This is a genomic window from Pseudomonas sp. V88_4, from assembly GCF_029967985.1.
Classification (GTDB): domain Bacteria; phylum Pseudomonadota; class Gammaproteobacteria; order Pseudomonadales; family Pseudomonadaceae; genus Aquipseudomonas; species Aquipseudomonas glycinae.
This window is the reverse complement of sequence record NZ_JASCAF010000030.1, coordinates 100,215-121,487: the sequence shown is the minus strand read 5'-3', so window position 1 is coordinate 121,487 and position 21,273 is coordinate 100,215. Positions and strand designations below refer to the sequence as shown.

Sequence of the window (21,273 nt, the reverse complement as noted above, 5' to 3'; positions counted from 1 at the left end):
TGATGGGGCGGCACAAGCCACACGCCACAAGCTGCAAGTAAGAGCAGTTTGCTTTCACTTGCGGCTTGTCGCTCGAAACTTGTAGCTGCCTTTATCCGATGGTCATCAGGCTGGCGTTACCGCCCGCTGCCGCGGTGTTAACGCTCAACGCGCGCTCGATCACCAGGCGCTCCAGCGCAATGTTGGTCTCGCCCTGGGACAGGCCCTGAACCCCGACGATGGCGCCAGCACGTTTGGCGATCTGCTGGCAGACCGCACGCAACTGGTCGGAATGGCCGTGATGCAGAACCGCATCGAACACCACGTCGTCCTTGTTCCAGTCGGAAACCAGTTTGATCCGCGCCTGAATTTCCTTCGGCAGGCGTGCGAACAATGCCTTGCTGGTGTCGGATTCCGGCCAGACTGCCGAACCGCCTACCGCCAGTACTGCAGCGAGTTGGGTCAGCAGATCACCTTCGATGTCCGCCAGGCACAGCACGTGCTCGCGCGGCAGGATCGCGTAGCTGTTCTTCTCGCCGGTCGGGCCGGCCAGTACGCGGGTGATACCGCTTTGCGACTGCGCTGCGTACTGCACGCACAGGGTGCTCAGGTCGGCGAACTTGTTGCTGTCGGCCCAGGCTTTCAGGGCGGTCAGCGGTTTGCTCATGGCGTCGCGCAGACGAACGTCCGGCGCCACGGCAGCATCAGCGCGAGCGAAGGATTGTTCGATGGCATCGGTAGGACGCGTCGACAACAGACGGTACAGGTACAGCGGGCCACCGGCTTTCGGACCGGTACCCGACAGACCTTCGCCACCGAACGGCTGGACGCCGACCACGGCACCCACGATGTTGCGGTTGACGTAGACGTTACCGGCGTTGACGTTGTCGATCACCTTGGCGATGGTCTCGTCGATGCGGGTGTGCACGCCGAGGGTCAGGCCGTAACCGGAGGCGTTGATCTGGGCGATCAACTGGTCGATCTCTTTACGCTTGTAGCGCACCACGTGCAGCACCGGGCCGAAGATCTCGCGTTGCAGTTCGTCGAAGCTTTCCAGTTCGATCAGGGTCGGCATGACGAAAGTGCCGCGTTTGACTTCCTCGGTATCGGCGATGGCCACTTGGTACACGTTGCGACCTTTGTCGCGCATGCCCTGAATGTGCTTCTCGATACCGGCCTTGGCTTCGGCGTCGATCACCGGGCCGATGTCCACGGACAGGCGCTCCGGGTTGCCGAGACGGCTTTCAGCCATCGCACCTTTGAGCATTTCGATGACGCGATCAGCGGAATCTTCCTGCAAGCACAGGACACGCAGGGCCGAGCAACGCTGACCGGCGCTGTCGAAGGCCGACGACACCACGTCGATCACCACCTGTTCGGTCAGTGCCGAAGAGTCGACGATCATCGCGTTCTGGCCACCGGTTTCGGCGATCAGCGGAATCGGACGGCCCTGGTTGTCGAGGCGACCGGCGATGTTGCGTTGCAGCAGACGGGCGACTTCGGTGGAGCCGGTGAACATCACGCCTTTGACGCGCTCATCGCCGACCAGACCGGCGCCGACGGTTTCACCGCGACCCGGCAGCAGTTGCAGCACGCCTTCCGGAATCCCGGCTTCGAGCAGCAAGCGTACGGCTTGTGCGGCCACCAGTGGAGTCTGCTCGGCCGGTTTGGCCAGCACCGGGTTACCGGCGGCCAGTGCGGCGGCGACCTGACCGCTGAAGATCGCCAGCGGGAAGTTCCACGGGCTGATGCAGACCACCGGGCCCAGTGGGCGATGGGCGTCGTTGCTGAAATCGTTGCGTGCCTGCACCGCGTAATAACGCAGGAAGTCGACCGCTTCGCGGACTTCGGCGATGGCGTTGGCGAAAGTCTTGCCGGCTTCGCGGGCCAGCAGGCCCATCAGCGGCTGGATCTCGCCTTCCATCAAGTCAGCGGCGCGTTCCAGAATCGCGGCACGCTCGGCCGGCGGGGTGGCCTGCCAGATCGGTGCGGCGTTCAGGGCGCATTGAATGGCGTTGTCGACGTCTTCGACTGTGGCTTCCTGCACGTGGCCGACCACGTCACGCAGATCGGACGGGTTCAGCACCGGTGCTGGCGCTTCGTTGCTGGAGGCGCAACCGAGCATCGGCGCGGCTTTCCAGTTGTTGTGCGCGGTCGCCAGCAGGGCGCAGGACAGCGAGGCCAGACGATGTTCGTTGGCCATGTCGATGCCGCTGGAGTTGGCGCGCTCGGAACCGTACAGATCACGCGGTAGCGGAATGCGCGGGTGCGGCAGGCCGAAACCACCTTCCACGGTTGCCATCTGCTCGATCTGTGCAACCGGATCGGCCACCAGTTCCTGAATCGAAATCGACTGGTCGGCGATACGGTTGACGAACGAGGTGTTAGCGCCGTTTTCCAGCAGACGACGTACGAGGTACGCCAGCAGGGTCTCGTGAGTGCCGACCGGAGCGTACACACGGCACGGACGGTTCAGCTTGCCTTCGGAAACCTTGCCTACAACCTGCTCGTACAACGGTTCGCCCATGCCGTGCAGGCACTGGAATTCGTACTGGCCCGGGTAATAGTTCTGACCGGCAATGTGATAAATCGCCGACAGGGTGTGGGCGTTGTGCGTAGCGAACTGCGGGTAGATGACTTCCGGCACCGACAACAGTTTGCGGGCGCAGGCGATGTAGGAAACGTCGGTGTACACCTTGCGGGTGTAGACCGGATAGCCTTCCAGGCCTTCGACCTGGGCGCGCTTGATTTCGCTGTCCCAGTACGCGCCTTTCACCAGACGGATCATCAGGCGATGACGGCTGCGGCGAGCCAGGTCGATCACGTAATCGATCACGTACGGGCAACGCTTCTGGTAAGCCTGGATCACGAAACCGATGCCGTTCCAGCCGGTCAGTTGCGGCTCGAAGCATAGACGCTCAAGCAGATCCAGCGACAGCTCCAGGCGGTCGGCTTCTTCGGCGTCGATGTTCAGGCCGATGTCGTATTGCTTGGCCAGCAGGGTCAGCGACAGCAGGCGCGGGTACAGCTCGTCCATCACGCGCTCGTACTGGGCACGGCTGTAACGCGGGTGCAGGGCCGACAGCTTGATCGAGATGCCCGGACCTTCATAAATCCCACGGCCGTGGGACGCTTTGCCGATCGAGTGAATGGCTTGTTCGTACGACGCCAGGTACTTCTGTGCGTCGTGTTCGGTCAGCGCCGCTTCACCAAGCATGTCGTAGGAATAACGGAAGCCCTTGGCTTCGAACTTGCTCGCATTGGCCAAAGCCTCGGCGATGGTTTCGCCGGTGACGAACTGCTCGCCCATCAGGCGCATGGCCATGTCGACGCCCTTGCGGATCATCGGCTCGCCGCTCTTGCCGATGATGCGGCTCAGGGACGAAGTCAGGCCGGCTTCGTTGTGGGTCGACACCAGTTTGCCAGTCAGCAGCAGGCCCCAGGTCGCGGCATTGACGAACAGCGACGGGCTGTTGCCCAGGTGCGGCTGCCAGTTGCCGGTGCTGATCTTGTCGCGGATCAGTGCATCGCGAGTGCCTTTGTCCGGGATCCGCAGCAGCGCTTCGGCCAGGCACATCAGCGCCACGCCTTCCTGGGACGACAGGGAAAATTCCTGCAAGAGGCCCTGAACAATGCCTGCACGACCGCCGGCACTCTTCTGGTTACGCAATTTTTCCGCGATGGTCGCGGCGAGTTTGTTGGAGGCTTCGGCCATCGGTGCCGGCAGGCGAGCCTGCTCGATCAGCATCGGTACCACTTCCGGCTCAGGGCGACGATAAGCGGCGGTGATCGAGGCGCGCAGCACCGATTGCGGCAGGATGCTTTCAGCGAATTCGAGGAAGCATTGGTGAGCGTGATCGGTATGGACTTCGCCCGCGTCGTCGGCGTCCTTGGCGGTCAAACCGTTCAGCTCGGTCAGGGTTGCACCACCCTCGAGTTTTTCCAGGTAATTGAAAATTGCCTGCTTGATCAGCCAGTGCGGTGTGCGATCAATCGAGGTTGCGGCGGCCTTCAGGCGTTCGCGGGTCGGGTCGTCAAGTTTGACCCCAAGGGTGGTGGTAGCCATATTTTTATCCTCATAGGTGCCGCAGTTGCGCGACAACAGCTGGCGGCAAGATTAGCTGCGGGCTGAAGCAGGTGCAACCGGGTGCAACCCTTTTTTGTCGGAATATTCTGCAGCTCGTCAGGAAATAATTTCTGGTACGAAAGTGCTGCTCTTGCTTGGTGCTTTTGCTTCTAGAAAAGCGTTGTCACTGCGTTAAAAGGGAGCAAAAAGCCACTTCCGTAGGATAAATCCGACTGGGTGCAACTAATTCTCAAGAAACTGGTTGCACCTGTTTTGCTTTGTTGCATAGGATTCGCGCCCAAGGTGCAACCGGGGAAACCCGACGCACCGGCCAATGGCTTTCCTGGGGAAACATTGGTCATAAATGCGCGGCCGTGCGAATCGTCTGTCAGGCGTCAGTCTGCAAACGGTGCAACCGCCGCCGCTACATAAAAACAAAGCCAGGGCACGTACGTAATGAGCGCAAGCAATCCAACCCTGATCACGTTCGTGATCTACATCGCAGCAATGGTGCTGATCGGCTTCATGGCCTATCGCTCCACCAACAACCTTTCTGACTATATTCTTGGCGGCCGCAGCCTCGGCAGCGTGGTGACGGCATTGTCCGCCGGCGCTTCCGACATGAGCGGCTGGTTGCTGATGGGCCTGCCGGGCGCCATCTACATGTCCGGCCTGTCCGAAAGCTGGATCGCCATCGGCCTGATCGTCGGTGCCTACCTGAACTGGCTGTTCGTCGCCGGTCGGCTGCGTGTTCAAACCGAACACAACGGTGACGCGCTGACCCTGCCGGACTACTTCTCCAGCCGTTTCGAAGACAAGAGCGGTTTGCTGCGGATCATTTCGGCAGTCGTGATTCTGGTGTTCTTCACCATCTACTGCGCTTCCGGCATCGTGGCCGGTGCCCGTCTGTTCGAAAGCACCTTCGGCATGTCCTACGAGACCGCGCTGTGGGCCGGTGCTGCCGCGACAATTGCCTACACCTTCGTCGGCGGTTTCCTCGCGGTGAGCTGGACCGATACCGTACAAGCCACCCTGATGATCTTCGCCCTGCTGCTGACGCCGATCATCGTGCTGCTGGCTACCGGTGGCGTGGATACCACGTTCCTGGCCATCGAAGCACAGGACCCGAGCAACTTCGACATGCTCAAGGGCACCACTTTCATCGGCATCATCTCGCTGATGGGCTGGGGTCTGGGCTACTTCGGCCAGCCGCACATCCTGGCGCGCTTCATGGCCGCTGATTCGGTCAAGTCGATCGCCAACGCCCGTCGCATCTCCATGACCTGGATGATCCTGTGCCTGGGCGGCACCGTGGCCGTGGGCTTCTTCGGTATCGCCTACTTCTCGGCACACCCGGAAGTCGCGGGTCCAGTGACAGAGAACCACGAGCGTGTGTTCATCGAACTGGCGAAAATCCTGTTCAACCCGTGGATTGCAGGTGTGCTGTTGTCGGCTATTCTCGCGGCGGTGATGAGCACCCTGAGCTGCCAGTTGCTGGTGTGCTCGAGCGCCCTGACCGAAGACTTCTACAAGGCTTTCCTGCGTAAATCCGCTTCGCAAGTCGAGCTGGTATGGGTTGGTCGCGCCATGGTGCTGCTGGTTGCGCTGGTCGCTATCGCCCTGGCTGCCAACCCGGAAAACCGCGTGCTGGGTCTGGTGTCCTACGCCTGGGCCGGTTTCGGTGCGGCCTTCGGTCCTGTGGTGCTGATCTCGGTGATCTGGAAAAAGATGACCCGTGACGGCGCACTGGCCGGCATCCTGGTCGGCGCGATCACCGTGATCGTGTGGAAGCATTTCGAACTGCTGGGTCTGTACGAAATCATTCCGGGCTTCATCTTTGCCAGCCTGGCGATCTACTTCGTCAGCCTGATGGGCCAGCCGAGCGCCGGCATGGTTCAGCGCTTTGAAGCGGCCGAGAAGGATTTCCATCTGAACAAGTGATGGGAATGAGCTGAGGCTCACCAGAAAACGGCCCGCGTCCTAAAGGAAGCGGGCCGTTTTTTATTGCCTGCGATTTCTGATCAGCGCTGGCGATCCCTGTGGGAGCTGGCTTGCCAGCGATGAGGGCGGCACATCCAGCATTTAGAGTGACTGACAAATCGCCATCGCTGGCAAGCCAGCTCCCACAGGGTTCTGCGATATTTCTGACGGATGTGTCTGTAGTTGAAAGCGTCGATTGTTGAGGGCCAAATCGAAGTTTCAAGTAGGGAAAATCTGATTTTTCAGTCACGCAACCTGCACCCCTTGCCCCTCATGCAGAATCGCCCGCCCTCATTCTGCAGAGAGACATCGGATGTTCGCGCCTGCCAATCAACCGCGTTTCACGTTGACCGTCGAAGGCGCCCAGTTTGACCTCAAAGTCCTTGAGTTCACGGGCAAGGAAGCCATCAGCCAACCCTTCCGCTTCGACCTGGAGCTGGTCAGTGAACGGCCGGATCTGGATCTGGAAAGCCTGCTGCACTGTCAGGCGTTTCTGAGTTTTGATGAAGAAGGTTCCGGTATCCACGGTCAGATCTATCGGGTCGGGCAGGGGGATTCCGGCAAGCGTCTGACCCGCTATCACGTCAGTCTTGTTCCGCGTCTGGCCTATCTGGGTCACCGGATCAATCAGCGAATTTTCCAGCATCAGAGCGTGCCGCAGATCGTGACGCAGATCCTCAAGGATCACGCGATCCTGCGCGATGCCTTCGCGTTTCGCCTCGGCAGCGATTACCCGCCCCGTGAATATTGTGTGCAGTACGCCGAAAGCGATCTGGCGTTCATTCAGCGGCTGTGTGCCGAAGTCGGTATTCATTTTCACTTTCAGCACAGCCCGGACGGACATCTGTTGGTGTTCGGCGACGATCAGACGGTATTCCCGCGTCTGACCGAGCCGACGCTGTACTTGCCGGGCAGCGGCATGGCCGCATCGGCACCGGCGATCAAGCGTTTCTCCGTACGAGTGGAAACCCGCACCAGTGTGGTCACCCGGCGTGATTACGACTTCAGCAAACCCCGGCTGGCGCTGCAAAGCCGTGCAGTAAGCGAACAGCGCCCGGTGCTGGAGGATTACCACTTTCCCGGCCAGTTCACCGAGCGCGAAACCGGCAAGCAACTGGCCCAGCGCACCCTTGAACGACATGTCGCCGACTACCGTCAGGCCGAGGGCCGCAGCGATCAATCCGCTCTCGTCAGCGGACATTTCCTGCAACTGACCGAGCATCCACGCCAGGATCTGAATGACCTCTGGCTGCTGACTGCTATCGAACACCGTGGCCGACAGCCGCAAGTGCTGGAGGAATCGGTGACCAGCGAAGGTGATGAATTCCAGGGTTACCGTAATACCTTTCTCGCCACGCCGTGGGACGTGTTCTTCCGCCCGCCGCTGGGCCCGGAAAAACCACGGATGCTCGGCTATCAACCGGCCGTGGTCACCGGCCCGAAAGACAGTGAAATCCATTGCGACGAGTACGGCCGGGTCAAGGTGCAACTGGCCTGGGATCGCGACGGTGAACTCAACGAGCATTCCAGCTGCTGGCTGCGGGTTGCCAGCGGTTGGGCTCATGATCGTTATGGCAGCGTGCTGATTCCGCGGGTCGGCATGGAAGTGCTGGTGGGGTTCATCGATTCCGATGCCGACAAACCGCTGGTCATGGGTTGCCTGCCGAACGCCGCCACGCCGGTGCCGCTGGATCTTCCGGCCGACAAGACCCGCAGTATTTTCCGCAGCCAGAGTAGTCCCGGCGGTGGGGGCTACAACGAATTGCGTATCGAAGATCGCAAAGGCGCCGAGGAAATCTACCTGCGGGCCCAGCGAAACTGGACCCAGCACGTATTGAACGATCAGCAGGTGCAAGTGGATAACCAGCGCAGCGTCGTCGTCACAGGCCTCGCCAAGCACGAGCTGAAAGCCGATGAACAGCGCATCACCCACGGCCAGCGCCAGACCGAGGTGAGGCAGGACGACCACCTTACGGTGACCGGCGACCGGCACATCCGCGTGAGCAATCAGGCGATCAACGCCAGTGCTCAATTCCACGTCAGCGCCGGCCAGCAGGTAGTGATCGACGGCGGGGCGAGCGCGACGATTCAGGCGGGCGGGCAGTGGATCAACATCGGCCCCGGCGGGATCTTCAGCAGCGTGCCAATTGTGGTGGGTGGCGCGCCGATGGCGGCGATAAGTGCGGCGCCGACAGTGCCGGGCTTGCCGGAAAAACTGACGGTGGCACCGGCTGCGATTCTGACTGCCGCACAAATCATGAGCCTGAAAGGTGATGCGCCGTTCTGTGAAGAATGCGAGCGCTGCAAAGGTGGTGTCTGTGCAGCCTGATCAATGGTTGAAGGATGTGCCGCTGAAGCCGTCGGAGCAGTTGTTCGCGATTTTCAGTAGCGCCAGTGCGGTGGATCCGTTGAAAGCCTGGCCGTCGAATGCGCAGATGCCGAAACCGGTCTGGGTGGAAACGATCTATGCCGAGTGGGATGCGGTGATGCCCTATGTGGGAATCGTCGACGCGGGCAGTGAGTTTCTGGATTGGATCGCGACCACCGAATCCCGCGACTGGGGTTGGCTGGCGGTGTCTTCGGCGGGGCTTGAGGCGGTGGTCGAGCATTTTCGCAGTCTGACTCAGGTGCTGATACCTGATGGGAAAGCAGTGTTCTTCCGGTTCTGGGATGGGCGGTTTTTGTTGCCGATCCTTGAGTCGTCCGAGGTGGATGCCGGGCAATTGCTGCCGGTCCTCACGCGAGGCTTGATCAACGGTCAGGCCGTCGAGATCGGGGGCAGGGCGCGGGTCTCGGGTCGCGAGTTTCCTTGGTGGTCGGTGCCGGAAAAGCTGCTGGCGCAATTCGGCGATGATGCCCGGATCAACAACGCCTTGCAGTGGTTGAGCGAGGAGCAGCCGGCGTTGTTCGAGGCGTTTCCCGCCGATGTTTTGCGTTGCAAGGTTGTCAGGTTTTTTGCGGTTTCAGCGTCAGGCGAATCGTCGGCTTCGGCATTGCTGGACTACTTGCGGGACGAGTCAGAGTGAAATTTCCGGGCAAAGGCTTCGGACGTTTCCTGCGAGTTGCGGCGGTTTGCGTGAACTGGTGGGCGCGGAGATGCGGGGATAGTCTTTTGGCTGTCACCGCAAATTCGGTGACAGGGCGTGGAAGCCCTTTTATCGTTAGGCGCGTCAAGCTGCACCAGTCAGACGTTTTTGTCGTTTGAGTTTTTGGTGGCTGTGCGCGGGGCGCTTTCGAGTGCGCCGGGTGCCTAACGTCCCGGTCTTCCACACCTGCGTACAGCCGCCACCTAATGCGTGGAAGTGAGAGTTGGCGGCACCACCCAATACGTTAGGAGTCATTCCAGTGCCAACATTGAAACCTGATCCACCCTACGAACCCTTCATCCCCCACCCCGACAACCGCCTCATGGCGCTGACCAGCAACTGCAACGACATGCCCACCCTGTTCATCGACACTCATGCCCCGCTCGACATCCTGATGGACGCCGCCAACTACCGCATCCGCGCGGTCATCCAGGTCCTGGAAAACATGTGCATGCGCGGCTCGGTCGAGTGCGACTCCGTCATCCTCAGCGACTTCGCCCAGCTCTGCGTGATTCCGCTGCGTGATGGTTGTGATGTGTTGGATGTGATTGGCAAGCGACTACGCTCGTAGCTTTAGTAGGCGAGACATAGCCTTGAGACGAGGGAGCTTGTCGGCTTATCGCACCGTACCGCTTGAGCGCGCCAAACAAGCTCTCTCCATTTGTTTTTTCAGATTTTTGTAACCTCACTTATGAGTTTTCCCATCGGGCCATCGGTGATCGTAACCCTGACTCTGTCTCCAGCGATTACGGACGGCGGTGTTTGCGTTCTTGCGTCAAATGTTCCACCTCCGTTATCAAGGGTTACGCTGATGATGGAATCCTGACCAAGCGCCTGAGATACCGGGATCGGGCCTGGGCCGATTGAGACTTTCGCAACAGTGCCAGTACCTGATGTGGTGGTAATAGATTGTGCCATTGATGACGATCCTCTTTGCAATGGATTGAAACATTACAAGCGTTAACGAACGCTGGTCCTGTCACCTGATTAGGTGTTGTTTTCGGTGGGATGGATACTGTCAAAGTTGACAGGCAGAGGTCGTGATTCCATTTAAAAAGGAACCGGTCGTCGGAATCAGGCTAATGCCGCGCTAAATTGGTCGGGCGACTCCACTCATTGCAGTCCCGTTTTATCAGGGGCTTTTGGAGGGTTGTCACCCACTCAGCCCCCAACCCCTGACTTGCCGCCCGGTAAAAGGTAAACTTCACGGCCCTCGCAGGAGCAGCCATGAATTATCGTCACGCCTTCCATGCCGGCAATCATGCCGATGTGTTCAAACACCTGACCTTGACCCGCCTCATCGCCCTGATGTCGCGCAAGGAGCAGCCGTTTGCCTATCTCGACAGCCACGCCGGCATCGGTCTGTATGACCTGCAGGGTGATCAGGCGAATCGTACCGGCGAGTACCTGGAAGGCATCGCGCGGTTGTGGGATCAGCCGGATCTGCCGGCGCTGACCGCGGACTACATGAAAGTGCTGCACGAGATGAACCCGGATGGCCAGTTGCGTTATTACCCGGGCTCGCCGGAGTTGGCGCGGCGTCTGACTCGTTCCCAGGATCGCGTGTTGCTCAACGAGAAGCACCCGGAAGACGGCGTACTGCTCAAGGACAACATGAAGGGCGACCGCCGTGTGGCCGTGCATCTGGGCGAGGGCTGGCATGTGGCGCGGGCGCTGCTGCCGGTGGCCGAGAAGCGAGCGGTGATGCTGATCGATCCGCCGTTCGAGAAGCTCGACGAGATGCAGCGTTGTGCGGCGTCGCTGAAAGAGGCGATCTCGCGGATGCGCCAAACCGTGGCGGCCATCTGGTACCCGGTGAAGGATCAGCGCGCGCTGCGTCGTTTCTATCAGGATCTGGCTGGCACTGGTGCGCCGAAACTGCTGCGTGTCGAGCTGTTGGTGCATCCGCTGGACACGCCGAACAGCCTTAACGGCTCTGGCCTGGCGATTGCCAATCCGCCGTGGGGGCTGGAGGAAGAATTGCGTGAGCTGCTGCCGTGGCTGTCCAAGAAGCTGGGGCAGACCCAGGGTGGGTGGCAGATGGATTGGCTAATAGCGGAATGAAGCTACAAGCTACAAGCTGCAAGCTAAAGCCAGCGTAAGGCTTGCAGCTTGCAGCTCGAAGCTTAGTTTCCTGCCAGACTCGGTGGCATGCAAACGCCAGTGCCGCCAATCCCGCAATAGCCTTCCGGGTTTTTCGCCAGATACTGCTGGTGATAGGCCTCGGCGAAGTAAACCGTCGGCGCCTGTTCAATTTCGGTGCTGATTTCACCCAGACCCGCCTTCGACAGTTCGGCCTGATAAACAGCCTTGCTCTTCAACGCCGCCTCCAGTTGCTCCGGATGGGTCGCGTAGATCACCGAACGGTACTGGGTGCCGATGTCATTGCCCTGACGCATGCCCTGCGTCGGGTTGTGCAATTCCCAGAACATCGCCAGCAGCTCTTCGTAGCTGACCTTGGCCTTGTCGAACACCACCAGCACCACTTCAGCGTGGCCGGTCAGGCCCGAGCAGACTTCTTCGTAGGTCGGGTTTGGCGTGTAACCGCCGGCGTAACCGACCACGGTGCTGACCACGCCTTCGCGCTGCCAGAAGCGGCGCTCGGCACCCCAGAAGCAGCCCAGGCCGAAGATCGCGAAGTCGACGTCCTGAAAGAACGGACCAAGCAACGGCGTCTCGGTGAACACAAAGTGTTTTTCAGGCAGGGCCATCGGGGTTTCGCGGCCAGGCAGAGCTTGTTCTTTAGTCGGTAGCACGTTTTTGTTCACCAGAATTTCCGAGCGCAGAACCATGATCGTTCCTCTCAGTCAGGATGGGATGTAAAAGTCTGACCGCCAGTGTGCCCAATGATGCCCCGTTAATCACTAGGCAAAATGTGCGGGTACTGCCTTGGGATTTACAGGCAGAGCGGGCCGCGCGGGTAGCGCTTGAGCGCCTGGATCAGCTCGCCGCCCGGAATCGGCCGGTCGAACAGGTAGCCCTGGCCGACGTCGCAGCGGTGCCGGCGCAGGAACGCCAGTTGCTCGGCGGTCTCGATGCCTTCGGCCACGACCTTGAGTTTCAGGTTGTGGGCCATGGCGATCACGGCGGAGGTGATTTCCATGTCGTCCTGGTTGTCCGGGATTTCGTGGATGAAGCTGCGATCGATCTTGATGATGTCGATCGGGAATTTTTTCAGGTAGCTGAGCGACGAGTAACCGGTGCCGAAGTCGTCCATGGCCAGGGTCAGGCCCAGGCGCTTGAGCTGGTCGAGCTGCAAGTGGGTGTCTTCGGTGGCTTCCAGCAGCAGGCCTTCGGTCAGTTCCAGTTCCAGCAGATTGGCTGGCAGCGCTTCTTCCTTGAGGATGTTGGCGATTGAGGCCACCAGGTCCGGGTCGGAAAACTGCTTGGGCGACAGGTTGATCGCCACTTGCAGATTGCCCATGCCGGCGGCGGTCAGCGCTTTGCTCATGCGGCAGGCCTGACGGGCGATCCACTTGCCGATCGGAATGATCAGGCCGGTTTCCTCGGCGACGCTGATGAACTGATCCGGGCGGATCATGCCGCGCTCCGGATGATTCCAGCGCAGCAGCGCTTCCATGCCCAGCAGACGACCGCTGCGCAGGCACAGCTTGGGTTGGTAGAACACGTCCAGTTCATTCTGGGTCAGGGCGCGGCGCAGGTTGTTCTCAACGAACAGTTTGTAACTGGCCTCGGCGTTCAGCGCTTCGGTGAACACCTGCACCTGGTGTTTGCCGTTGGCCTTGGCCTTGTGCAGGGCGAGGCCGGCGTTACGCATCAGGGTCTGCGGGTCGCGGCCGTGCAGCGGCGCGCAGGCCAGGCCCACGGAACCGGTGACGCTGATCAACTGGTTGTCGACGAACATCGGTTTATCCAGCGTCGCCAGCAATTGATTGGCGATCTGCTGCCCGGTGGCAAGGTCAGTGTCGTCGAGCAACACCGCGAATTCATTACTGGCGAACCGCGCCAGGCTGCCGCTCGGGCTCAGGCTGTTGCGCAGGCGTCGGGCCAGGCTGATCAACAGTTTGTCGCCGGTCTGGTGACCGAGGCTGTCGTTGATCCGCTTGAAGTTGTCGATGTCCACCAGCAGCAGGCTGATCGGGGTATCGCTGTCACGGGCGAAGCGTTCATCCAGATTGCGGATAAATGCAGGCCGGTTGCCGAGGTTGGTCAGGTTGTCGGTGTAGGCCAGGCGCTCGATGCGCTGCTGCGCCAGTTTGGTCTGGGTGATGTCTTCGTAGATGCCGATGTAGTGCGTCAGCTCACGGTTGTCGCCGTAGACCTTGGAAATCGACAACTGGCCCCAGTAGGGTTCGAGGTTTTTCCGGCGGCTCTTGAATTCGCCTTGCCAGCTATTGCTTTTGGCCAGCGCGGAGGGCGCGTCGAACAGCAACTCGCTGAGGTTTTCCAGGGCCGGCAGCTCCGAGAGGCGCTGGCCGTGGACTTCCTCGGTGGTGTACTGGGTGATCGCGGTGAAGCTCGGGTTGACGTACTCGACCACGCCGTCGCAGTTGACCAGCAAAAAGGCGTTGGCACTCTGCTCGACCGCGCGCTGGAACAGGTGCAGGGCGCTGGTGGCGGTGCGGCGGTTGTGGTTGTTGATGACCTGGGCGAACTGGTCGGCCAGTTCACCGGCAAAGGCGATTTCGTCGGACTGCCAGGCGCGGGTGACACCGGTCTGCTCCAGGCACAACACGCCGACCACCTGGCCGTCGACGCGGATGCTGGCGTCGAGCATGGCGTTGACGTCACGCGGGCGCAGGGCTTCGGCCATTTCCCGGGTACGCGGGTCGCGCATCGCATTGTGCGCGTCGATGGCGCGGCTGCCGTGCAAGGCTTCCATGTAATCGGGGAAGCCGCTGACATCAATCACGTCCGGCAGGATGTATTCCTGGGTAGCACGGTGGTACGCCGAAATCGGCACCAACTTCTGGCCTTCGAGGTTCCACAGGCTGGCACAGTCGATTTCGTAGATATCGCAGGCGCAGCGGGTAATCAGTTCGGCGGCTTCTTGCAGGGAGTTCTGGCTGCTGTAGCGCTGGCGGGCCAGCAACAGGATCAGGTCCTGTTGGGCGCGCACCCGTTCCAGATGCTGCAGTTGTTCCTGCTGGGCACGCTGATTGAGCTCAAGGGCGATTTGCAGGCGTGAATTCTGGGTTTCAAGGTCGACGGACGGCAGCGAAGGTGCCTCGTCGAACACATCGTCGACCGCCAGCAGGTAACCGCGCAGCAAGTGGCGGTTGTGCTGTCTGTAGGCTTCCCCGAGCTCAAGAATGCTCAGAGCACCGGCGGCGGTGTGCAGGGTGTAGCGCACCAGGTAATGCGGGCTTTGGCCGAGTTGTTGCTGGATCGCATCATGCAGTTGATAGCGCGCTTCGGGCTCCATCAGGCTGGCGTAGGGCGAGCCGACCAGGGCGCAGAGCTCGACGGCGGGCTGGCCGAACTGGCGTTCACAGTTGGGATCGAGAAACAACATGGCCCAACTGGCTTCATTCAAGCGCTCGAAACGCAGCATGCCGAGCCGCGAGGGCACAGGCAACTGCGTCACTACCTCGGCCACCATACGGCTGGCGGCATCGGGTTGGCTCTTCATGAAGGGAACTCGCTTGGAAATTTGCTGAACGCGCCGGGCTCGCGCCCTCTTTACTGTTGCCTGCGGCAAGGTTGCATCATTGCGGCACCGACTGACAAGAGACATGAAGGCCAAGTGCTATAAGAATATGTCGGCTGCAGTGAACATTTCTCCAGCGGTAGCCGGAAACTAATGCTATTAGGCGTGGAGAGTACCGTTCCAGAGCCTTTCGGCATCCGGAACGGTCGTGCCGCTGGATTCATTGCAACGGAATATCGATGGATTGCAGGTGCCTGCCATCCCGATCGTGATAGTTGACCTGGATCCGCCCGGTCTCGACCACCATGTGCGCGAAGTTGTCCTGGCTGACGACCTGGCTGGTCAGCGCGTGCCGGTATTCGCCTGCCTCGGTCTGCGTCAATGGCTGATCGAGAATGAAGGTGGCGGCGGTGGCGTAGGGCAGCAGTTTGCTGTTGCTCAGCGGTGAAGACACGACGGTGTGCACTTCGAAGTCAGGGTCTTCGCTGTGGCTCAGGCGACTGGTCAGCGAGCCGTGCACGTCGCCGGAAATGAACACGACGTTCCTGATCCGATGCAGGCGGATGATTTCCAGCAGACGCAGGCGCTGTTCAGGGAAACCCGCCCAGGCATCATCGCCGTTCATTTTGCGGTCGGGGTAAAACATGACACTGGTGACCACGAACTTGACCCGCGCCGGGCTTTCGACCAGCCACTTGCACAGGGCCTGTTCCTGTTCTTCGTCGAGGATGCGGCGGTTGTCGGTCGACAAGTTGCGGCGAGTTCGACTGTCCGTCACAAACCATTCGATATCGCCATCACTGAATTGATACCAGTAGTGCTTCAGTGAAGTTCGGTCGATTGTGCCGTTAGTTGTTGTCGAGCAGATCGGGCTATGACTTGCTTGATAAATTTCGTAAGCCGCCATTGCATTGCGAAACAGTATGTCGTCGGACTTTTCGGCGTTCATTGGCCAGTTGTCCTCTATTTCATGATCATCAAGAATCATGTAAGTCGAAGTGCCGGACATCAGTCGGCGGATATTGGGCAGGGAAAACGCCGCACGATACTTTGCAATGATCTCGTCATAGTCGCGATCCGGGGCTAACAAGTTCAAATCGTCCGCGTAGATCTGATCACCACACATCATGATTGCGCTGATTGCCGGTTGTGCCCCCTCGATCAACTGGCTGATGGACGCGAAGATCCGGTCGCCCGGATACGGCAGCACCGGGATGCCGGCGGTCATGCGCAGGTAACGGCAGGAGCCGAGGATGTAGGCGCGCGGCTGCAAGGGCTGGCTGCTGCGGGTGCGCAGGCGATAGGTTTCCCGTGGCCATTGCAGCGGCAACTCCGCCACGCTGTGGATGGTATGGACAGGACTCATCGGGCTGAACCAGCCGGTCTGGTATTCGTAGTCCGTGTCGGCTTGCAAATGATCGAGCACCAGCACTTCAGTCATGTCGCGAGTTGAATCAAGTTTTACAAACTGCCCCGTCTGCCATTGTTTCGAGTCCAATGGTCGGTAACGAATGCCGGCAAATATGGCAGTGTTCTGTTGCAGTCCGCCGCGAATAAAGATCCGCGCCTGATTAGTTGTTGTGTGGCCAACGATCGGGCCGACAGTAGGTTTCAGCATGTTCGAATCCATTCGAATAAGTGTTGGTGGGTAATAAAGTTGCCTCGTTTGTCGGTGCAACTTTGATGCGCCAAGGTTAGTTGCCTGTCGCTGAAAAATATCAATTTGAAGTGGACTGAAGTCGTGGCCTATATCAGCGCAAGTTGTGGGAAAAGTGCAGGCGACAGTTATTCCAGGCAAAAAAAAGCCCCGCCAAACTGACGGGGTTGAGGTACGAGCGTGTGGCGCTCGAAAACGTGGAACGCAGTCGGCCCTCCGTTGCCGGAGGGCCGAGCGCTTTACAGCAGGATGGTGCGGATGTCCGCCAGCAGGTCGCTCAGACGCTTGGTGAAGCGTGCGGCAGCGGCGCCGTTGATCACACGGTGATCGTAGGACAGCGACAGTGGCAGCATCAGTTTCGGCTGGAAGGCTTTGCCGTCCCAGACTGGCTGGATGGTTGCCTTGGAAACACCGAGGATCGCCACTTCCGGCGCGTTGACGATCGGCGTGAAGCCGGTGCCGCCAATGTGGCCGAGGCTGGAAATGGTGAAGCAGGCGCCTTGCATCTCGTCCGACGAGAGCTTCTTGGTCCGGGCTTTTTCAGCCAGGGAAGCGGCTTCGGCGGCCAGTTGCAGCAGGCTCTTCTGGTCGACGTTCTTGATGACCGGTACCAGCAGGCCATCCGGGGTGTCGACGGCGAAGCCGATGTTTACGTATTTCTTGCGGATGATCGCCTTGCCGCTTGGTGCCAGCGAGCTGTTGAAGTCCGGCAGTTCCTTGAGCAGGTGTGCGCAGGACTTGAGCAGCAGCGGCAGGATGGTCAGTTTGACGCCGGCCTTCTCTGCGACAGCTTTCTGTGCGGTGCGGAACGCTTCCAGCTCGGTGATATCCGCCGAGTCGAATTGCGTTACGTGTGGCACGTTCAGCCAGCTGCGGTGCAGGTTGGCGGCGCCGACCTGCATCAGGCGGGTCATCGGCACTTCTTCGACTTCGCCGAAACGGCTGAAATCGACGACCGGAATCGGCGGGATGCCCGCGCCACCGGTTGCGCCAGCAGCAGCGGCCGGTGCTTCCTTGGCCTTCTGCATCATGGCTTTGACGTAAGTCTGCACGTCTTCTTTCAGGATGCGACCGTGCGGACCGCTGGCGCCGACAGCGCTCAGCTCGACGCCGAATTCGCGAGCCAGTTGACGCACGGCAGGGCCGGCGTGAACTTTCGCACCAGGCTTGACTGGAGCAGCAACCGGAGCGGCGGCAGCAGGTGCAGCGGCAGCCGGAGCAGCAGCTGGCGCCGGAGCGCTCGGTGCAGCAGCGGCAGCTGGAGCCGGGGCAGCAGCCGGAGCGGCGCCTTTGACTTTCAGCTTGAGGATCAGATCGCCAGTGCCGACTTCGTCGTCCAGCTTGATGGAAATGCTTTCCACCACGCCGGCGGCAGGCGACGGGATTTCCATGCTCGCCTTGTCGGATTCCAGGGTGATCAGCGACTGGTCGGCTTCAACGCTGTCGCCAGCCTTGACCAACACTTCGATGATCTTGGCCTTGCCGGCCGAGCCGATGTCCGGAACGTGGATGTCCTGAACGCTGTCGGCAACCGGTGCGGCAGGTGCAGCGGCCGGCGCCGGAGCAGCGGCAGCGGCTGGAGCAGCGGCCTGGGACGGAGCGGCAGCAGCAGGGGCCGCAGCACCCGCCACTTCCAGATCCAGGATCAGGTCGCCGGTGCCGACTTCGTCGTTCAACTTGACGCTGATGGCCTTGACCACGCCAGCGGCAGGCGACGGGATTTCCATGCTCGCCTTGTCGGATTCCAGGGTGATCAGCGACTGATCAGCCTCGACGGTGTCGCCGACCTTGACCTGGATCTCGATGATCTGGGCCTTGCCCGACGAACCGATATCCGGCACGTGCACTTGCTGAACCGAAGCGGCAGCAGGGGCAGCGGCTGGCGCAGCCGGTGCAGGCGCGGCGGCCGGTGCCGCTTCAGCCTTGGCGGCAGGCGCAGCGGCCGGAGCAGGGGCCGCTTGCGCGGCGCCCTCGACTTCCAGTTCCAGCAGTTCGTCGCCTTCCTTCAGACGATCGCCCAGCTTCACTTTCAGGCTCTTGATGACGCCGGCCTTCGGGGCCGGCACTTCCATGCTGGCCTTGTCCGATTCCAGGGTCAGGATGCTCTGGTCGGCTTCGATACGGTCGCCGACCTTCACAAACAGTTCGATTACTTCACCTTCACCGCTGCCGATGTCAGGTACGCGAATGAGTTCGCTCACAGAGTTTCTCCTCAGCAGTCCAGTGGGTTGCGTTTTTCCGGGTCGATGCCGAACTTGGTAATGGCCTCGGCCACGACTTTAGGTTCGATATCACCACGGTCAGCCAGTGCTTCCAGGGCTGCCAACACCACGAAATGACGGTCGACTTCGAAGAAATGACGCAGTTTCTTGCGGCTGTCGCTGCGGCCGAAACCGTCGGTGCCCAGGACTTTGAATTCCTTGGACGGTACCCACTGACGGATCTGCTCGGCGAACAGTTTCATGTAGTCGGTAGAGGCGATGACCGGACCCTTACGGCCGCTCAGGCACTCTTCGACGTAGCTGCGCTTAGGCTTCTGGCCTGGTTTCAGACGGTTGCTGCGCTCTACGGCCAGGCCGTCGCGACGCAGTTCGTTGAAACTGGTGACGCTCCACACATCGGCGCCGATGTTGAACTCTTCACGCAGGATCTTCGCCGCTTCACGGACTTCACGCAGGATGGTGCCTGAGCCCATCAGCTGTACGTGATGCGCCGCATCGCGGGTGTCTTCTTCGAGCAGGTACATGCCTTTCTTGATGCCTTCTTCGGCACCGGCCGGCATGGCTGGCTGCTGGTAGGACTCGTTCATCACGGTGATGTAATAGAAGATGTCCTGTTGCTCTTCGGTCATCTTCTTCATGCCGTCCTGAATGATCACCGCCAGCTCGTAGCCGTAGGTCGGATCGTAGGTGCGGCAGTTCGGGATGGTGGCAGCCAGCAGGTGGCTGTGACCGTCTTCGTGCTGCAGGCCTTCACCGTTCAGGGTGGTACGGCCGGCGGTGCCGCCGATCAGGAAGCCACGGGTACGGCTGTCGCCGGCAGCCCAGGCCAGATCGCCGATACGCTGGAAGCCGAACATCGAGTAGAAGATGTAGAACGGCAGCATTGGCTGGTTGTGGCTGGAGTACGAAGTACCGGCGGCGATGAAGGAACTCATGGCGCCCGCTTCGTTGATGCCTTCTTCAAGGATCTGACCTTTCTGGTCTTCCTTGTAGAACATCACCTGGTCTTTATCGACTGGCTCGTAGAGCTGGCCGACGGACGAGTAGATGCCCAGCTGACGGAACATGCCTTCCATACCGAAGGTACGGGCTTCGTCCGGGATGATCGGAACGATGCGCGGGCCGATTTCCTTGTCCTTGACCAGTTGCGCGAGGATCCGCACGAACGCCATGGTGGTGGAAATTTCACGGTCGCCGGAACCGTCGAGGATCGCCTTGAGGGTGTCCAGATCCGGAGTCGGCACGCTGAAGCTCTGGGCGCGACGCTGAGGCACGAAACCGCCCAGTGCGGCGCGGCGCTCGGCCAGGTAACGGGCTTCGGCGCTGTTTGGCTCAGGCTTGAAGAACGGCAGGTTTTCCAGCTCTTCGTCTTTGACCGGGATGTCGAAGCGGTCGCGGAACAGCTTCAGGCTGTCGACGTCGACTTTCTTGGTGTTGTGCGCGGTGTTCTTCGCTTCGCCCGCACCGGTGCCGTAACCCTTGATGGTCTTGGCCAGGATGACGGTCGGTTGTTCTTTGTGGTTGACCGCTTCGTGGTACGCCGCGTAGACCTTGTACGGGTCGTGGCCGCCACGATTGAGTTTCCAGATCTCGTCGTCGGACAGATCAGCAACCATCGCCTTGAGTTCAGGCGTGTTGAAGAAGTGTTCACGCACGAATGCGCCGTCTTTGGCTTTGTAGTTCTGGTACTCGCCGTCGATGACTTCGTCCATGCGACGTTGCAGGATGCCGTCGACGTCCTTGGCCAGCAGTGGGTCCCAGAAACGGCCCCAGATGACTTTGGTCACGTTCCACTGAGCACCGCGGAACACGCCTTCGAGTTCCTGGATGATCTTGCCGTTGCCGCGAACCGGGCCGTCGAGGCGCTGCAGGTTGCAGTTGATGACGAAGATCAGGTTGTCCAGCTTCTCGCGGCCGGCCAGGGAGATGGCGCCCAGGGATTCCGGCTCGTCGCACTCGCCGTCGCCCAGGAAGCACCAGACTTTCTGTTTGCCCGGCTGGATGAAACCGCGGTGTTCCAGGTACTTCATGAAGCGTGCCTGGTAGATCGCCTGGATCGGGCCCAGACCCATCGAAACAGTCGGGAACTGCCAGAAGTCAGGCATCAGCCAAGGGTGCGGATAGGACGACAGGCCCTGACCGTCGACTTCCTGGCGGAAGTTGTTCATCTGGTCTTCGGTGATGCGGCCTTCCATGAATGCGCGGGCGTAGACGCCTGGCGAGGTGTGGCCCTGGAAGTAGATCAGGTCGCCGCCGTGTTCATCGGTCGGGGCCTGGAAGAAGTAGTTGAAGCCGATGTCGTACAGGGTCGCACTGGAAGCGAAGCTGGAGATGTGACCACCCAGGTCAGAATCTTTCAGGTTCGTACGCATTACCATGGCCATCGCGTTCCAGCGTACCAGCGAGCGAATGCGGCGTTCCATGAACAGGTCGCCAGGCATGCGTGCTTCGTGGGTAACGGGGATCGTGTTGCGGTAAGGCGTGGTGATGGCGTAAGGGAGCTGCGAACCGCTGCGGGTCGCCAGTTCACCCATACGGGTCATCAGATAGTGAGCACGGTCTTCGCCTTCTTTGTCGAGAACCGATTCCAGGGCGTCCAGCCATTCCTGGGTTTCGACGGGATCGAGGTCTTGCATGGCTTGCTCCAGGGCGGAAAGGCTTCCAGAATCGGT

At 60.3% G+C, this 21,273-nt stretch carries 11 protein-coding genes; 5 read left to right on the top strand and 6 right to left on the bottom strand.

Going from position 1 to position 21,273, the window contains the following annotated elements:
• Positions 1-91: 91 nt before the first annotated feature.
• Positions 92-4,045, bottom strand: a complete 3,954-nt coding sequence (gene putA / locus QLG12_RS09740; RefSeq protein WP_197869271.1) for a trifunctional transcriptional regulator/proline dehydrogenase/L-glutamate gamma-semialdehyde dehydrogenase — start codon at positions 4,043-4,045, stop codon at positions 92-94.
• A 456-nt stretch (positions 4,046-4,501) separates the two neighbouring features.
• Here putA and putP point away from each other — a divergent pair, with 456 nt between their 5' ends.
• The 5 genes from putP (at position 4,502) to rlmJ (ending at position 11,175) form a co-directional block, all read left to right on the top strand.
• The gene (gene putP, locus QLG12_RS09735; protein WP_102716940.1) at positions 4,502-5,986 is read left to right on the top strand and encodes a sodium/proline symporter PutP; all 1,485 of its coding nucleotides are present in this window, start codon (positions 4,502-4,504) and stop codon (positions 5,984-5,986) included.
• 352 nt (positions 5,987-6,338) lie between these two features.
• On the top strand, positions 6,339-8,354 hold the full coding sequence (locus QLG12_RS09730) for a type VI secretion system tip protein VgrG (protein WP_282474386.1): 2,016 nt from the start codon (positions 6,339-6,341) through the stop codon (positions 8,352-8,354).
• On the top strand, positions 8,299-9,051 hold the full coding sequence (locus QLG12_RS09725) for a DUF4123 domain-containing protein (protein ID WP_197869269.1): 753 nt from the start codon (positions 8,299-8,301) through the stop codon (positions 9,049-9,051). The genes QLG12_RS09730 and QLG12_RS09725 overlap by 56 nt, the downstream gene beginning before the upstream one ends.
• A gap of 319 nt (positions 9,052-9,370) precedes the next feature.
• On the top strand, positions 9,371-9,682 hold the full coding sequence (locus QLG12_RS09720) for a hypothetical protein (RefSeq protein WP_064382875.1): 312 nt from the start codon (positions 9,371-9,373) through the stop codon (positions 9,680-9,682).
• A gap of 656 nt (positions 9,683-10,338) precedes the next feature.
• Entirely contained in the window at positions 10,339-11,175 is an 837-nt protein-coding gene (gene rlmJ, locus QLG12_RS09715) for a 23S rRNA (adenine(2030)-N(6))-methyltransferase RlmJ (protein WP_282474385.1), read from the top strand.
• Positions 11,176-11,237: 62 nt separating this feature from the next.
• Here rlmJ and msrA read toward each other — a convergent pair whose 3' ends face one another.
• From msrA to aceE, 5 genes are all read right to left on the bottom strand, one after another.
• The gene (gene msrA, locus QLG12_RS09710) at positions 11,238-11,903 is read right to left on the bottom strand and encodes a peptide-methionine (S)-S-oxide reductase MsrA (protein WP_074689601.1); all 666 of its coding nucleotides are present in this window, start codon (positions 11,901-11,903) and stop codon (positions 11,238-11,240) included.
• Positions 11,904-12,007: 104 nt separating this feature from the next.
• Complete coding sequence (locus QLG12_RS09705) at positions 12,008-14,704, bottom strand: GGDEF and EAL domain-containing protein (RefSeq protein WP_197869266.1); 2,697 nt, start codon at positions 14,702-14,704, stop codon at positions 12,008-12,010.
• Between the two features lie 238 nt (positions 14,705-14,942).
• Entirely contained in the window at positions 14,943-16,340 is a 1,398-nt protein-coding gene (locus QLG12_RS09700; RefSeq protein ID WP_282474384.1) for an alkaline phosphatase D family protein, read from the bottom strand.
• 278 nt (positions 16,341-16,618) lie between these two features.
• Positions 16,619-18,580, bottom strand: a complete 1,962-nt coding sequence (gene aceF, locus QLG12_RS09695; RefSeq protein ID WP_282474383.1) for a dihydrolipoyllysine-residue acetyltransferase — start codon at positions 18,578-18,580, stop codon at positions 16,619-16,621.
• Between the two features lie 11 nt (positions 18,581-18,591).
• Positions 18,592-21,237 (bottom strand): pyruvate dehydrogenase (acetyl-transferring), homodimeric type, encoded by a 2,646-nt coding sequence (gene aceE / locus QLG12_RS09690; RefSeq protein WP_011332129.1) that lies wholly within the window; start codon positions 21,235-21,237, stop codon positions 18,592-18,594.
• Positions 21,238-21,273: the final 36 nt, after the last annotated feature.